General features: G+C 36.4%; 13 protein-coding genes. All 13 read right to left on the reverse strand.

The features are described 5' to 3' along the window. Positions 1-727 precede the first annotated feature (727 nt). The 13 genes from GNE10_RS19860 to GNE10_RS36550 all read right to left on the reverse strand — a co-directional run bounded on the left by GNE10_RS19860 (position 728) and on the right by GNE10_RS36550 (position 15,479). Entirely contained in the window at positions 728-1,498 is a 771-nt protein-coding gene (locus GNE10_RS19860) for a WecB/TagA/CpsF family glycosyltransferase (protein ID WP_185566635.1), read from the reverse strand. A gap of 108 nt (positions 1,499-1,606) precedes the next feature. Continuing rightward, positions 1,607-2,446, reverse strand: coding sequence for a glycosyltransferase family 2 protein (locus GNE10_RS19865; protein WP_185566636.1), 840 nt, complete (start codon positions 2,444-2,446; stop codon positions 1,607-1,609). A 169-nt stretch (positions 2,447-2,615) separates the two neighbouring features. Beyond that, positions 2,616-3,812, reverse strand: a complete 1,197-nt coding sequence (locus GNE10_RS19870) for a glycosyltransferase (protein WP_185566637.1) — start codon at positions 3,810-3,812, stop codon at positions 2,616-2,618. Between the two features lie 41 nt (positions 3,813-3,853). Continuing rightward, positions 3,854-4,246, reverse strand: coding sequence for an FkbM family methyltransferase (locus tag GNE10_RS19875; RefSeq protein ID WP_185566638.1), 393 nt, complete (start codon positions 4,244-4,246; stop codon positions 3,854-3,856). A 39-nt stretch (positions 4,247-4,285) separates the two neighbouring features. After that, positions 4,286-5,518, reverse strand: coding sequence for a DUF563 domain-containing protein (locus tag GNE10_RS19880; RefSeq protein WP_185566639.1), 1,233 nt, complete (start codon positions 5,516-5,518; stop codon positions 4,286-4,288). Between the two features lie 94 nt (positions 5,519-5,612). Further along, the gene (locus GNE10_RS19885; protein ID WP_185566640.1) at positions 5,613-6,875 is read right to left on the reverse strand and encodes a glycosyltransferase family 4 protein; all 1,263 of its coding nucleotides are present in this window, start codon (positions 6,873-6,875) and stop codon (positions 5,613-5,615) included. After that, positions 6,872-7,945 (reverse strand): O-antigen ligase, encoded by a 1,074-nt coding sequence (locus tag GNE10_RS19890; RefSeq protein ID WP_185566641.1) that lies wholly within the window; start codon positions 7,943-7,945, stop codon positions 6,872-6,874. Before GNE10_RS19890 ends, GNE10_RS19885 begins: the two co-directional genes overlap by 4 nt. Positions 7,946-8,267: 322 nt before the next feature. Continuing rightward, positions 8,268-9,188, reverse strand: coding sequence for a glycosyltransferase family 2 protein (locus GNE10_RS19895; protein ID WP_185566642.1), 921 nt, complete (start codon positions 9,186-9,188; stop codon positions 8,268-8,270). Between the two features lie 20 nt (positions 9,189-9,208). After that, the gene (locus GNE10_RS19900; protein WP_185566643.1) at positions 9,209-9,898 is read right to left on the reverse strand and encodes an FkbM family methyltransferase; all 690 of its coding nucleotides are present in this window, start codon (positions 9,896-9,898) and stop codon (positions 9,209-9,211) included. Positions 9,899-9,953: 55 nt separating this feature from the next. Then, on the reverse strand, positions 9,954-11,270 hold the full coding sequence (locus tag GNE10_RS19905; protein ID WP_185566644.1) for a flippase: 1,317 nt from the start codon (positions 11,268-11,270) through the stop codon (positions 9,954-9,956). 44 nt (positions 11,271-11,314) lie between these two features. Continuing rightward, positions 11,315-12,703: a hypothetical protein gene (locus GNE10_RS19910; protein ID WP_185566645.1), complete on the reverse strand. Its 1,389-nt coding sequence runs from the start codon at positions 12,701-12,703 to the stop codon at positions 11,315-11,317. Positions 12,704-12,848: 145 nt separating this feature from the next. After that, positions 12,849-15,023, reverse strand: a complete 2,175-nt coding sequence (locus GNE10_RS19915; protein WP_185566646.1) for a polysaccharide biosynthesis tyrosine autokinase — start codon at positions 15,021-15,023, stop codon at positions 12,849-12,851. Positions 15,024-15,062: 39 nt separating this feature from the next. Then, entirely contained in the window at positions 15,063-15,479 is a 417-nt protein-coding gene (locus GNE10_RS36550; protein ID WP_099071255.1) for a hypothetical protein, read from the reverse strand. Positions 15,480-16,061: the final 582 nt, after the last annotated feature.

Consider the following 16,061-nt stretch of genomic DNA (forward strand, 5'->3'; position numbering starts at 1 on the left):
CTCGGAAGGTCACTTCTAAGAATAAATCGTCTCATCGAAAGAGGAAAAACCAACAGTAATGTTGGAATCTCCCGCTAATTGCTCCGCAATGTAGCGGGAGAGGATGTCAAATTCTCTTTTCTAAGGGGTTGCCAAAAAAAGAATATTCTAACGCGAACTAGCAGTTCGCCAAGTAAACTTGGCTCTTTAAAGGGGAAAGGGGAAAGGGGAAAGGGGAAAGGTTTTAAATCCCTTAGGACTTACGCAAAAACTCTCTCTTGCTCTTATTCTTCCGTGTCCTCTGTCTTGAAAAGTTCAGATGCCTGCGGCAACCCCTTCGGTGTACGCCGGAAGCCGGCGCTCCGACTTTTCGCTGCGTCCTCTGTGGTTAGATTTTCTGTTGCCTGTGGGTAAGTCCTGTCCCTTCCCCTTTTCCCGGTTGGTGAGCTTGTCGAACCATTAACCTTTACCCAACCTCCACCCAGCATTTTTGGGTTGGCAGACTACTAACTACTGGTTCATCGCATTAGTTCTGATGGGTAAACTCATTCTTAATTTTTCTTTCTTTGCGCTCTTTGCGCCCTTTGCGGTAGCCTGCGGCAAGCCGCTCCGCGTCTACGTTTATTAACCCAGCAAAATTAATGCGATAGACCACTACACTAATTTAGGGATTTCTAAGTAAAAAATCTTCTATTGCTGTTGTTGACAGTCAACCGTCAACAGTCAACGAACAAAACAAGGTTGACTCTCAAGAAGACCACAACAACCTGAATTTCTGCTTCAATACCAGCACAATAAACATGGCGTTTCCGATGAAATAACGCTGCCATAAACGTTTAGGTTCCATAATCAACCGGAAAAACCACTCTAAACCAGCTTTTTGCATGAATTTTGGCGCTCTTTTCACCATTCCACCAACTAATTCAAAGCTGACTCCAATACCAATACATACTGGAATGCCTACTTTTTGGTAATTGTCGTATATCCAATACTCCTGTTTTGGGGCACCTAACCCAACAAATAAAATGTCTGGTGCTGCTGCTTGAATAATTGAGTTAATTCGTTTTAACTCTTCTGGGTCTGACTCAAATCCGTAGTAAGGACAATAAATACCAACAATTTTGAGGTCGGGATGCCTTGTTTCTAGAACATTTTTGGCCTTCTTTGCAGCTCCCGGACGACCACCTAATAAAAACACTTTCAGTCCTCTGTCAGCACTAACTTTGCATAGATGCTCGAATAAGTCTGTTCCATTGACTCGACCAGATAGTGGTGTGTTAAAAAACTTAGCTGCCCACAAAAGAGGAACACCATCGGGAACTACTAAAAAAGCATCCTGATATATCCGACGAAAACGTGCATCACGTTGGAGTGCCACAATATGTTGTGCATTGGGTGTTACGACATACTTGGGAGTACCTCGTGAGATGGCCTGATGTGCGATGGCCTCGACTACCCAGTCAAAAGAGTACTTATCTATCTGAATATTGCAGATATCGATCCTTGTTGAATAAGTCATAACTTTGTATTGGTGTTGGAGTGAAAAGTCATTAAAAAAGTGCTGATTGCTTTTTTCGTTTGCAATCAGCACTTATAAAGGGAAAGTAAGAACGGGACTATCCAGTGATTACCACGCTCCATATTCATCTGAGGATAATTTTCCTATTTTGTGTCTCAAAAAACCTTTGATTTTGATAGCCACAAATGGATCGAAGTATTTAATAGGAAGAGTAACAATTTCTCGCAAAAACCAATTTATATAAAACACCCGATGCTGGGATTTGATTTTGGTTGATGCTTGAGTAATAAATTTAGTGGAAATACTCCGACTTTCTTGAATCAATTTCAGTTTATTTGTGAGTTTACCCGTGGTTCCATTCAGTGAAAACGATGCTAAAGGAGTATCAAGTTGTTGAAATTTATATCCACTGGTGTAAGCTCTAAATATAAAATCATAATCAGCAGCCATTGGATAATTTAAGTCAAATAAACCTATGCGATGGTATACTTCCTTTTTCACAAAACAACTAGGATGAGCTACAGTGAACTTGAAAGGCAAGTTTTCCAATTTTCCGGGAACAAAAGTACTTAAGTGTTCTCCGTCTATATAATTTTTTACAGGTGAATGTACAATAGAAATTTGTGGATTTTCTCGAAAAAATTCCTCTACTTTTTTTAAAGCTCCATCGTTATACCAATCATCAGAATTAATAATCCCAATGATGTCCCCTGTAGCAAGAGATATGCCTTTATTCATGGCATCATAAATGCCTCGATCTTGCTCTGAAACTACTATATTTATTTTGTTAGCATATCTGTGAATTATTTCTAAAGTTCCATCAGTAGAGCCGCCATCTATAATAATATACTCCAATTGTGAATTGGGAATTTGATTAATCACGCTCAGAATTGTTCTTTCTAGAGTTTTTTGTGAATTGTAGACTGGTGTAATGATTGATATTTTCATTTTCAGGCAATACTAAAGTTATTGAATAAGAATTCAGAATTGAGAATTAATCAGTAGGGGATTCAGACCCAGCACTGATAGCGTAGTTTCTTCGAGTCGCACAAAATACCTTTCCTGTATTCTGACGACTGACGCATGTATTCTGTTTAATAGCTTGGAGTTTCTCTCTTTAAAAAACAGACAAAGATTTACGACCTTTTTGCCAAGCAATAGCAGTTTCGTAAATACTCATAATCATTTGATAATTTTTTTCTAGAGAATAGCATTCATCGTATTGTTTTCGAGCTAACTCACCTCTACGTCGTAACTCAGTAGGATCTGACCAAGCTAACTTTACAGTTCGAGCCAAATCACGAGCATCTCCTGGGGTAAAATGCCAGCCGGAAGATCCATCTTTGACAATTTCTTCGGTAGCACCCAAACGACCAGTGACTACGGGACTACCTGTTGCAAAAGCTTCAGCAATAGTCATAGGAAATCCTTCATACCATTCAGAAGGAAAAACAACAAAACTAGCATCTTTCATCAGATGCAAAACATCTTGTCTTGGTAAACGTCCTAGATACTCTACACCACTTGGTAAATTACTTTTAAGTAAAATTTCTAGAGGCCCCTGACCGACAATCTTTAAGGGAATAGGCTCATCAAGAAGATGCCAAGCTTGCAAAAGCGTTTCAATTCCTTTGTATTGCACTAATTTTCCCACAAACAATACATATCTACCCTGATGTTCCCCTTGTTTAATGTCTGAAGTTACAAAATTAGGCTTAACCGCAATTTTTTCAGCAGGTAGTCCGCCTTCAATAAATTTTTGCCTACCAAAGTGTGTCAAAGCGATATAAATATCGACATTTTTTTCATAGGTTTTTCGCAATTTATGAGTAACTAAACCTGCAACTGCAACAGTAGTTTGTGCTGTACTTTTACGATAGCAACCATGAATAATAGCAGGATAAGCAATTGTTTTGCCGATACAATCTTCACAAACATTTCTATCCCGAAAGCAATAAGCACCAGGGCAAATCAACTTGTAGTTGTGTAAGGTGTGAACAACAGGAACGCCTGCATCATCACAAGCAGAATACACAGAAGGTGAAATTAAAGGAATAGTGTTATGAACATGAACGATATCGGGTTTAAATTCTTGCAATCTTTGACGGATTTGCAAGTAAGATTCACTAGACCAAATTGATTGCTTAGCAATTTTGGTTTTGGTGAAAAAATTAACATCACTGATAGTGGAATTTTCGACAATCCACTGGTGAATTTCATGGTCATACTGCTGAAGCATTTGATTTTCAGCAGCCACAACAACTTCTTCACCACCCATATGCTGATATGCGTTATGAACCTGAAGAATTTTCATGATGTTATTTATAGTGAAAAATATATTGATTTTATCTGGTCTTAATTATCAGCAAGACGTTGGCGGACAAAATCAAGATAATCATCTGCGATCGCTAAAATATTCAATCCTGTTTTGGTCTTCAGATTAATTGATATAATCTGATTGGTATCGGCATCATAGTGATATAAACCATAACCATAACTCTCTAAAAAATCCACTACGTCTTGCTGTGAATGACCAAGGTTTTCAACTGTATTATTTATCTCTAAAATCCAAACATGAGGACATTGTTGTTTCAGGAGCAAAGTGCCACCTTTGAGAGCAAGTAGTTCTGCTCCTTCAATATCCATTTTGGCAAGAGTTAAACTAGGAAGACATTGATTGTCAAGCAAATTATCAAGTGTGTCAGTAGGCACTGTAATAGTACCATTAGTAGCAGTTATAAAAGGCATGGATTCTCCTTTAATAATGTCGAAAAATTATGATTTAATTTATAGATTAAATTGCTCCACAAGGCTTTTAAGATTTGCAATATCCACCATCAAATCACCTCTTGTTTCCCTAAGCTTTTGGCTGTAAGGCTGATGACATTCAAGACAACCGTGTTGAAAGCCAAGTATTTGTGAAGGCACAAAATAACCTGAACTCACCCAAGGAGTAACAAATTCAATGACAGTTGTGTTTTTGGGTGAAAATATCATATTTGTTAAACCTGCACCGTGGGGAGCAATAATATTTTTAGCCGTGGCAAATAGTCTGACTTGTTCTGCAAAACTCCAACCTTCCAAACTGTAACTAAGAAATCCTAACGGTGTTAAAAATTTCATGACTTCATCTTCATTAATTACTCGGCGACCTGATGCTTTGGCGCGAGAAATATATATATTTGGTGAATAAGATACTTGATTGACTTCACTAGCAGGGAGATTGTTAAGTATGCGTTGTCTTAGCCAATGCAAGGAACTAGGTGCTACCCATTCACCCTGCCGTCGAAAGCTTGGTACAACTAGTTTTTTGACTTTTGCTTTTGCACTATTCCACTCTATATAATCCTCTGGTTGATAACCTAAAATTTTCAGAGACTCTATTTGCCATGAGGTAGGGTGAGAATTAATAATTAATAGAGGTTTACAACCAGTTTGTTTTTGATAATATTCAACACCTTCTATTCGTGTTAAGCAGTCCACTATCCAGTGATAATAATTCTTACTCCAGTGATTAACTAATGAACAGGCTGTATCTAATTGTATGGTTTTCAATGCAGGTAGAGTTTTAATCGATAAAGTTTTTATAGGTAATCCACCTTCAAATCTATGATTTAAATGCTCTTTTGGTGGCAAAGTTGACGGTGAAATAATATTTCCATCCCCATTAAAGCCTACAGCATTAGAACCTACCAATTCAGCATTATCAACTTCAGATATCCACGGATTAACTAAGGTAAATTCTTGATTAGATCTATCTCTAATTCCAATTGGAGTTTCTCCAATTACATAACTGTTACCAGTTTTGATATATTCTGTATCGCCAAATGCAATTGAATGATATTCTCGCTGGTTAGTTCTAAGTTCGTTGTTTGTGATTATTCGCACTTTAAGTATCTCCAAAATCAAAGGTAATAACCATTGTTCTCGCGAACTGCTGCGTAATAATTTTGTGGTGATGCTGTAAATCTGCTTGATAGTTAGATTAATTAAATTATTGCTTTTGGAAAATGTAATCATCACTAAGATTCTCTTGAAAATAACAAATTTTATTTCATTTAAATATGCATTTAAATAAAGTCATTATCTATTGATTTTGTTCAAAAAATTTTAGTCAGTATTTTGATTTATCTGCTTTTAAAAGACTAGTATAAAGAGATGTATAACGACGTGCTTGCAATTCTAAAGGAAATTCTTTTTCGACTTTTTCACGGGCGCGATCGCATATTTTTTGATGTCGCTCTTTATCCTCTAATATCCAAGCAATTCCCTGAGCTAAATCTTCAATTTCAAATGGTTGAGCCAAATAACCATTTCTTTGGTGTTCAATCATATCTGGCATCCCACCAATATTGAAAGCAACACAGGGTGTGCCACACGCCAACGCCTCCATTACAGTATTTGGTAAATTGTCTTGAATTGATGGCGCAATGAAAACATCTACTGCGGCATAAAGCAAAGCCAGAGAAACATCATCATTGAATTTACCTAAATAACAAGATTTAAAACCAAATTCAGGCGGATTCAGAGGTTGAGAAGAACCAAAAATCACTAACTCCAAGCGATCGCTCCATCCAGATTTACTCAAGTTTTGTAGTGCTGGTAGCAATAAGTGAAATCCTTTCCTGTAATTGCTAGTACCATTCACTGCTCCAAATAGCACTAAATGTTTATCTTGGGGTAAATTTAGTTGTTTTCTTGCTATTTGCCGATTAATTGGTTTGTACTTACTTGTATCAAGACCGTAAGGAATTACTTCTACCCGCATGGATCTAAATAAAGAACTACTTTGAGCTTCTTTTGCTAACCATATACTAGGAGTAATAATCGTGAAATCTAGATTTTTCCAGTGTTTAGCTTTACTTTGCCACTGCCAACGGGAGAGATCCCAATGACGGTTGCTTCCCAATTGAGGACAAGTTCCACATGAATTGATATAGCGATCGCAATCTTGATTGTAATGGCAGCCACCAGTGAAAGCCCACATATCATGAAGTGTCCACACTAATGGCTGTTTGAATTTTGCAATCGTTTGAATTTGCAGATAACTTTCACAAATAAAATGCAAATTAATCACATCAGGAGCAAGCTTTTCAACTTTGGCAGCAATTCCATCTAAAAGCCATGAAGCAGAATATTCAGATGTCTTTTTGTTGGGATAAAGTTTTAGTGGCAACCTACCGAAACGAGGTCTTAACTTACTAAATTCCTTACCTATTTTATTTTGCGGACTAATAACTGTTGAATCTCTACCCTCTTGACTTTGCACCAACATTTTAGAGTTAATACCAATGCTTATCAATCCTTGGTGTAAACGGTAAGCAGAGCGAGATGCTCCTCCGTTTAAGTCAGAACTATTTAAAAGCAAAACTTTCATTTATTATCTAATCCTTGTAATTTATATTCAGAAATATTTGTATTTTCTGTAAACATATTTCGCCAATAGATAGTTGAGAGATTGATTGCGATATATACTGACCAAAGTGTGTGGGGCGATATAAATGTTAGTAAATCAGTATAATTAAACAAAAACATAAGTATAACGTACTCAAGCATCCAAAAACTTGTTATGCTCCGAGTTGAGAAAATTAAATTCATCAGTCTCACCAACAGCGTAAAAAAGTTAATACTAAATAGTAGTAATCCTATAAAACCCAGTTGCAAAAAAAGTTCTATATATCCATTGTGAGAGTGAAAGTTACCACTTAATGTATTACGCGCCCATGTTACGTTTCTAATAGCTGCACCCTCAGAAGTTTCCCAAAATGCTTGATATCCATATCCCAGCCAAGGCCTCTTTAAACCGCTTTCAATAGCTAAATTCCATACGGGTACACGCCCATTTAAATCCGGGGATTTATTGAGAACATCTACGATTATTGTTTCCCAAGCACTGTTGATACTTTGTTGATTATCAAATGCTAATATGGCGAGACTGCCAAGACTTAATACAACAATTAAATATATAATGGCACGAGATTTATGAAACAACTTTGCAATTGTAAAAGTTGGTAAAATCAGTAGTGAAATGGCAAGACCAACCCAAGCAGTTTTGCTTTTAGAAAGTACTATCAGAACTACTGTCAGGCTACATCCAAGCCACATAATCCAACGAAATTTCTTATTAGTATTAGCCAGTAGTAAAAATAAGATTGCTCCTTGAAGCATTATGCGACCCAAATATTGTTTGTGGGCGGAAAGACCTTTCCATGAAAACTCATCATTGATCATAGTTATGCCATAGGATGGCATAGCTAAAGTCACCACTAGATTTAAAACCGCTAATATGCCAAATATCCAGGCCAGTAATTGCATTAAGTCTTTAGGTTTGTAGTATGCAGCTAGATATACTCCAAACAAAGTTGACCGTAGCAGACCTTTCAACTTTTCTAAAGTAAAGCTTGGAACATCAGACCAAAAAATTGAGACGAATGCAATTCCAACCAACAGTAGTAAAGATATGTCTCTCGTACCAACATAAATGCATCGCTTCCAACGGAAAATGATTAAACAAAATATAATTGGATAGCTAAGAATATTGATAGGTTCCCGAAGAAAAAATACATCAGTATCAAAGAAACTAATGAATAATATAAAAATACAGATGTATTCTAATTTCCTGTAGAACGAATTGATTAATTGGCTATATCTAGAAACACCGAATGATGAAACATTCATGGAAATATACCAGGGTTTTTAAACTGATCCTCAAAATAGACATCCATCGATGTTAGTTTGTAACCAGGGTATGAAAATGCCTTGTTGATGATTAATATTGATAAGTTTTTAACATCTTCTTAATTTTGTGTTTGAAGATTTGCCACTGAGTTTCATTAAATAAAGTCCTTTGGGTAAAATCATCTGCCTTAGTATCTCGAAATACAAATGGTGGATGCTTGAGAGGAAACTCCAGTGGTTCTGTGGGCATATTATCGTGTGGACTTTTTTGCTTGAAATTAATATTAGTGGAGTCTGTATTAAATCCAATGTTAGAAATTAAATTTACATTAGAAATAATGCCTAAACGATTTTGTATCCAGGAAGCAAATGTCCATTGATAACTCCAAACTGTGTTTAAAGGATTATCATAGACATGCTGAAGTCTGTTCTGCCAGTAACTAACTGCTTTGCGGTCTAATAATATATCATTTAAAAAATTTTCTTTTTGAATTTCTGGCCAGTTCTTCATATAAATGTCGAAGTCCTGCCAAGCACGTTTCCAAGTTGCCCATCCCCAGCAATGGTTATAGCGTGAAAAATAGTAGCTATAATCAGTTCTTTTCCGGCCAAACTGAACATTTTGTCCAGAAATTGAGGCAATTCGATTATCATATTTATATTTATCAAGCAATTCTTCACAAAAGGGAAAAAATGTAGGATGAGGTACACAATCATCTTCTAAAATAATTGCTTCATCAACTTGCTCAAAAACCCAATTTAAACCACTGGAAATTCTTTTAGCACAGCCTAAGTTGACATCAGAGTAGTTAGCCCTCACTTCGCAATCCCAATCAACTTGCTCAACAACTGCACGAGTAGCTTCACATTTTTCTGCTTCACCCGGACGGTCGGTGCGCGCCGCATCTGCAATTACAAAAAGTTTTTTGGGTTTCCATTGACGAATGGCTTCAAATACTTTTTTAGTAGTATCTGGGCGCTTAAAAATTATCAAAACAACTGGTTTTTTCATAACTATGGGATGATGGTTTACTATTCTTTAATTTGATAAAGATAATCATGGAACGAGAGTTTTTCAACTAATTGATATGAAGATTCTAAAAAAGAATTGACTTCATCAAAAAAGATACCTTCAACGAGAATATATCGAGGTTTGTATTTATTTAAATTTAAACCCTTTAAGACATTAACCTCATAACCTTCAACATCTAAAGAAAAAAAGTCAATTTTGGGTAAGTCTGAAAATTCATCTAAAATTGATTCAAGAGTTTTTGCGGGTACTTTGATAGCATAAGTTTGTTTAATATCTTGAAGCTTCAATCCTTTTTCTATATGATTGATTTGGGATTTGGAATTTTTTAAAGAACCTTCCACTACTGACATAAGATTTGCATAATGCATTTCAACGTAACTATCAGAGAAATTTTTAGCAACCAGCGCATAGTTATATACTGATGATTTTTTTCTGATAGTTTTGCATTTATTATATAAACTGGGAATTCCTTCAACTAAGATTCCACGCCATCCTAAAATCTTTTCTAAATAATAAGTATTACTTTGGGTATAACCGTCATTAGCACCAGCTTCAATAAAAAAACCATTTTTGAAATTCAGATATTTTTCTAATTTTTGGTCTAAGTTATTTAATGCTGGTCTAGAGTATTTAGGATTTTGAAAGGTTTCAAACATGCTTCTTTTTAAGGACGAAAGTTGATATTTCATGTTAGTTGACTCCAAATTAGATGATGATTGAAAGCCAGTTAATCAAAAAATAAGATTATCGAAATATGAAAATAGATTTAATTTGAAGATTAAAGATTTTCTGAGTTTTTGGATGCATAGCATTAACTAAAAATGAACCAAATGCATAAGAAATTACAGTAGCGATCGCTGCCCCCAATCCAGCATAAGTAGGAATTAAAAATAGATTTAACACCACGTTAATAATTGCCCCAACCAAAGTTCTACGTAATGACAGATGAGTCAAACCCTCAGCAATAAACCACGGGGATGTCCCTACTCCGATGAAGACAAACAAAGAAGCCCAAATATGAATTGACAATATGCCGGCCGCAGGTGCGTAATCATTGCCAAACAGCATGGTAATTATCGGCCCGGATAAGAATGACATTGGTAGTGCTATGGCTATAGAAATCAGCACCATCAGACCCAATAATTGTTTAATGCGCTGATAATAAACTTCTTCATTATTCTGTTTGGCTGCAAAAATTGTTGGAGATACGGAAGAAACAATTGCTGTGGGGATAAAATACCAAACTTCAGAAATACGAGATGCAGCCGAGTAAATTCCAACAGCACCATCGCCAATTATTTCCCCTAGCATAATCTGGTCAATTCTCATGTAAATCATGATTGTCAGACCAGAAAGAATCAGAGGCCAACTGTCTTTGAGAAGAGTCTTGGCAACCGGAAAACTCCAACGCCACAATCGGAACGAGTAGCCTTTGATGTTGTAAGCGATCGCTAAACCCATCGCACCTAACCCTATCTCTACAACTGTCATCCAGGCAAAAGCAATCAATGATGCTTGCATCTGGATCAAAGCTATTTTGACTAAAGTAGTAATAATAAAGGCTGTATTTTTAGCAAGTACTGTGTACTTCGATTGCACTTGAGACTGAAACCAAAAGTCAATGGTGTCGAAAGCCTGAAATATTCCTGCGGTTCCTAAAATTGCTACTAGCCAGATAGTCATTTTGTCATCATGGCGTAACACATAGATGGTACTAACTGCTAAGAATAAACAACTGACTCCACCAAATAATTTCAGCCAAAAACTTGTCCCTAAAATTTTTTCTTTATGTGATACATCATGCACAATGTCCCTAACTACTACATTGTCTAGCCCTAGTGTGGCAAATGAACTGAATAAGGTAACAAAGGCAGTGGCATAGTTAAAAAGGCCATATTGATGTACTCCTAAATACCGTGCGACCCAGACCCCCACAATTAGACCTATACCCATACGCAGAATGCGATCGGCAAACAACCATCCTGTATTTGTAATAATTGCACGCAGACCAGAGCGAGATTTGAGGAGTGATAACTGCTGAAGTTTAAATTTGCTGAGCATAAGTTTCAAATTTGCTCATGGTTTAGTTAACAAAGAATGAAAAATTAGGCATAGCGATCGCTTTCATACATTTCTTTTGTCTTGAGCAAGTTTTCCAGAGGCTTAAGAGTTAAATAGGCAGCGTAGGCTGTTAATCGTTGATCTTTAATGCCTAATCGCCATAAAGCTCCTCCAATTTTTGGGGTTTGATACATTTTCAATAAAAACTTATCAAAGAATTTTTGTTGTGTTATTTGATTGTTAATCCACTGGACGTATGTTGGTTTGATTATTTGTCTAAGTAAATCAACATCTAATGGCTTTAAAGGAATTCGTTCCATTGCCTGATAATTTAGGGTATTGTATCGGCTAAAATATAATTTTTTTGACTCTAAATCTAAACCATGTTGTTGAAAAAAATCTTTTTGCCACAAACGGTTTCTTCGACGTTCAGGAGATAATCCAAGTATGGAAAGTGCAATTTCTGGCTCTAATAGTGGGGCCCAAGTATTAAATCCAAATAATATTTTAGGAACTTTAATTAAATAAGAAATCAAAATTATTTTCATTCTTGCCATCAATAATATTTGAAAATTCCATTCCTGCAATTGTTCGCGTTGAGATTCATAATAGCTATGCAGTAATTCTTGTTTTGATTTGAGTAAAGAAGCTTCGCTAGTAGCATGTAAGTTATGTGTATATGCTATTTTATATAAATCTTTCGGGTGAACTATCTTATCTTGATAAGGAACCAAGCCAGACCACCAGTCGCCGCCTATTCCACTCAAAAAAGGATTATTGCCCTTGAGCTTTGAAATCATCTGATGATAGAACTCTATGTGATACATTCCATGTGCATGGGTAGAAATTCCAAATAATTCATTCCATTCTTTAAAATATGAATGAAATTCACCTAATTGAATTATCTCCCATCGAGTTCCCAAAATTTCTGATAATTTTTTGGCATAAACTACTTCAAAAGATTTTAATTGATTATCTGAAATGCCATAAGTAAAAGAACGAATCCGGGACTTATTATTTACCAGAAAATTTAATAATCTAGAGTCGTAGCCACCGCTAGTTGGAATGACAATTTCTCCCTCAACTGATTCTTCCCAATTACGTATTGATTGATTAAGTAAGTCAAATACATCATTTTCCTGTACATTTTTACCGATCCATTTCTCTACAGGATCGTCTAGATATTGCACTTCAATTTTGCCATTATCATTAATCAGCAATTTAGATGAATGCCTGAGAAATTTAACGTGTTTTATCGGAGTCTGCTCCAATATAGAATAACCAAAGTCAAGGTAGTTATTTAAGCCTTCTGGATGAAAATCAAAATTTTTAAAATCTATAACATCATTGATATTTTCACTTACTTTTCCAGTTAATTCATTGTAAAAAATCGGTTGAGAAGCTAACCAATCTGTTTCAAATATTTTCTTCATTATGCAAGCAACTTGGTGAAAATTTCAATTTTATTAGTCCGCCAAAGCTTTTTTAAGATAAGTGTAAAAATTTTTTTCTTAGCTTTTATTTCCCCAACCTATCTTTTTCAACAGGTGAAATATCTGTAATAATCCCCAATCAATTTTATTTTAGAGGTAGAGAATTTCGCGACACATTTGATTCAATTGATTTTCTAGAATAGTAGAAATAACTGTCAGGCTCTCGTTTGATATTCATACCATTAATCACCATTCCTAAAACTTGTTGCCCTGATTGTCTGAGGAATTCTTTCGCTGCATTGGCGGTGTCATAGTTAATCACTCCAGGACGAACTACCAACAAGATACCGTCAACTAATTTACTTAAAACCGCAGCATCTAGCATTCCCGCCAGAGGGGGGGTATCGAAAATTACGAAATCGTACTCCTGGGTAAAAGAATTGACTAGTCCAGCCATCCTCTGAGAATCTAACAATGCTACTGGGTTGGGAGGTACAACTCCCGAAGGTAGAACGTAGAGGTTTGGTATTGGTTGCTGTATAGCTACATTCAGAGCAACTTGGTCAACCATGACATTCGATAGCCCGACTGCATTCGTTATTTCCCAAATATGATGCTGTATGGGATGGCGCATATTGGCATCCACTAGTAGTACTCGTTGTCCCAATTGAGCCATTGTCACAGCTAAATTTGCAGCCACCTCAGACTTGCCCTCTTGAGGTACAGAACTAGTAACTACGATCGCTTTTAGTTTTTTATCAGAATTGAGAAACTGTAAATTAGCTTGCAGCATTTGGTATGCATCACCAACAGGATGGTGAGGAATTTCTCTACCAATGATTCTGGGAATTTGTTGTTCTAGATAATTCCTTTTAATATTCCTACCCACTGAAGGAATCACCCCTAGTAGGGTGTATTGGAATAATTCCCTAGCTTCTTTCAATGTCTTCACCGAGCTGTCAATTAGATCTAAAGTGAAAGCAGCAATCAGAGCAACTATCACACCAACAACTCCACCGGCCGCTATAATGATCAATTTGCGAGGCCCGGAGGATTGGTCTGGTATTAACGCAGGTGAGATGATGCGGGCATTTCCAATATTTTGATTCTCTGCTACCTGGACTTCTTGCAGTTTTGTCAATAGCGCTTCGTAAGTTGTTTGAGCTGCTTTCAACTTTCGCTCAAGTTGGCGCTGGGTTTGTTCCAGTCTGGGTAAAACATTTACTCGTTTTTTGTAAGCGTACCACTTATTAGATAGCTCGGTAATTTGTTTGGCTAAACCAACACGTTCGGTTTCAGTGCGCGCAAAATCTTCAATTAACCTTTGCCGTAGTTCTCCTATCTGTAAATTTTCCGCAGGAATTTGCTGATTCCTACCTATATTTTGGTTGATGCGATTTTGTAGCAAGTTGTTGAGGGCGGTAATTTTTTCTTCCAAGTTGATAATCATAGGATGCGTTGGCTGCAAACGGCTTTGCTCAATCGCTAACTGATCTTCTGCTTCTTGGAGTTGAGTAACTACTTGCTGAATTCCAGGTATTTGACTCAAGGAGGCAAAGGTCACAGATTGTTGTGAATTAATACTTGCTTGATATTGTAATTTTTGTGCCCTGGCATTAACATTAACAAATTGAGCTTGAGCTTCAGAAATTTGCTGTTCTAAGCTGGAAATTGTCTGCACTGCTATAGATGCTTCTGTTTCCAAAGCAATTATTTTATTTTCCTCTTTAAATTTACGCAGGTTCGACTCGGCTTCTTTGACAGCCGCTTCAGTAGTAGGTATTTCTTGACCGATAAATTTCCGGGCTGAAGCAGCTTCAGCTCGATTAGCTTCTATATTATTCCTGATGTAAACTTTCATAAGTTGGTTGACAACTTCGGCAGCTAAAACTGGATCGTTATCTGTGTAGGAAATTAATAAAATCTCAGTTCCTTTGGCATTTTCTATTTTCAGTTTTTGAGCAAAATCCCGAATTTTCAAAGGTTCACCTTGATTATCTTTAAGGTTAAGTGTTCTAATAGTTTCTTGAAGAACCGGAACAGATGTTACAATCTTTGCCTGGGTTTCTAAAGGATTATTTGTAGTAGTTAAAGACTCTAGCTTTCCTATAGCTTCTCCCAAACCAGTGAGTGAGGAAGTTTCATTTGTCCTAATCAACAAACTTCCATCTGCTTTATATGATGCTTTCAATGAGAATGCAAATAAGGTTGCAAAGCTGGTAACTATTGTAAAAATTCCCACTGTAGGAAGCCAGCGTCGTTGTAAAACGAGTAGATATTTTTGAAAATCTATCTCTTCAAAGTTTGGTTTAGACTCCATAATGGCAAGATATTAATTGTATTGATAGATTTAAACTCTTCACCGGAAATCTTTGCTAGACCTATAGCCGACTGTGCGGGCTTGTCTTTTAGTAAACTCTCCTACGGAAGGGTTTCCTTGGGGATGAATTACACCACTTACTTGTTGCCACAGTTGTGGGGATGCGATCGCCACCTCATAGGTGCGATCGTATTTCTTGACGTGATACCATTTTGTTTCCTGACAGCGATCGCACCAAAATGCTTCTAACCATTCATTTTCTAACGGAATAGCTGTTTTAGTTGCCACTAAAATGAGTGCATTCTGGCGTCCTATTCCCCTTTGTTGGAGTTGTCCTACTCGATCTGCATATAATTTGTACTTTTGACTTACGCTATGCAAATAGCATTCATGAATGAGACAGTAAATAGCCCGACGCTTTGAACGTTTCCGATTTTGGTGACACTTATTCTGCAATTAAACCTCACTCATCGGTAGACACACCGTCGATCAGGTGATTTGGAGGGACTGAGATATCAAAAATCGTCAAAGCCCAACTCCCTAGTCAAACATCAGTTGCGTCTGATGTGAATTAAAAACGTCTCTCATGCCTCAAGTGTTTTGAAAATTTTTCAAAGTCATGGTTTTGGAATGAGCAACCAAATTCTTAGGATTTCAACACTTAATTCACATTCAACGTCAGTTATTTAATTACAGTCAAATACTTGGGTAAATCACTAATCATGTTTCATGAATCTTATATCTTCTTTTTTCCTGTGTCAACAATTAAATAAACTTCTAACTGGGAGATTTCACCATCATTATATATAGGGTAAATGGAGATTAATATTAACCACCAAAAAGTGCATACAGACTTTTCTTGACCAAGGCTGAAAAAATACTTTTTATCCTGTTTTCCAGGAAAATTTTGTTCTCTTACTCTTAAGAAAGTAGCATTATGTCTGCTGAATTGTACGTATACCCAAAGAAATAAAAAATAGAATTTTTTAGACGTTTTTGTATATATTTATACTTTTTATTTTTTTCAATACTTTTTTA

The organism is Nostoc sp. 2RC (assembly GCF_014222165.1).
Taxonomy (GTDB): domain Bacteria; phylum Cyanobacteriota; class Cyanobacteriia; order Cyanobacteriales; family Nostocaceae; genus Nostoc; species Nostoc linckia.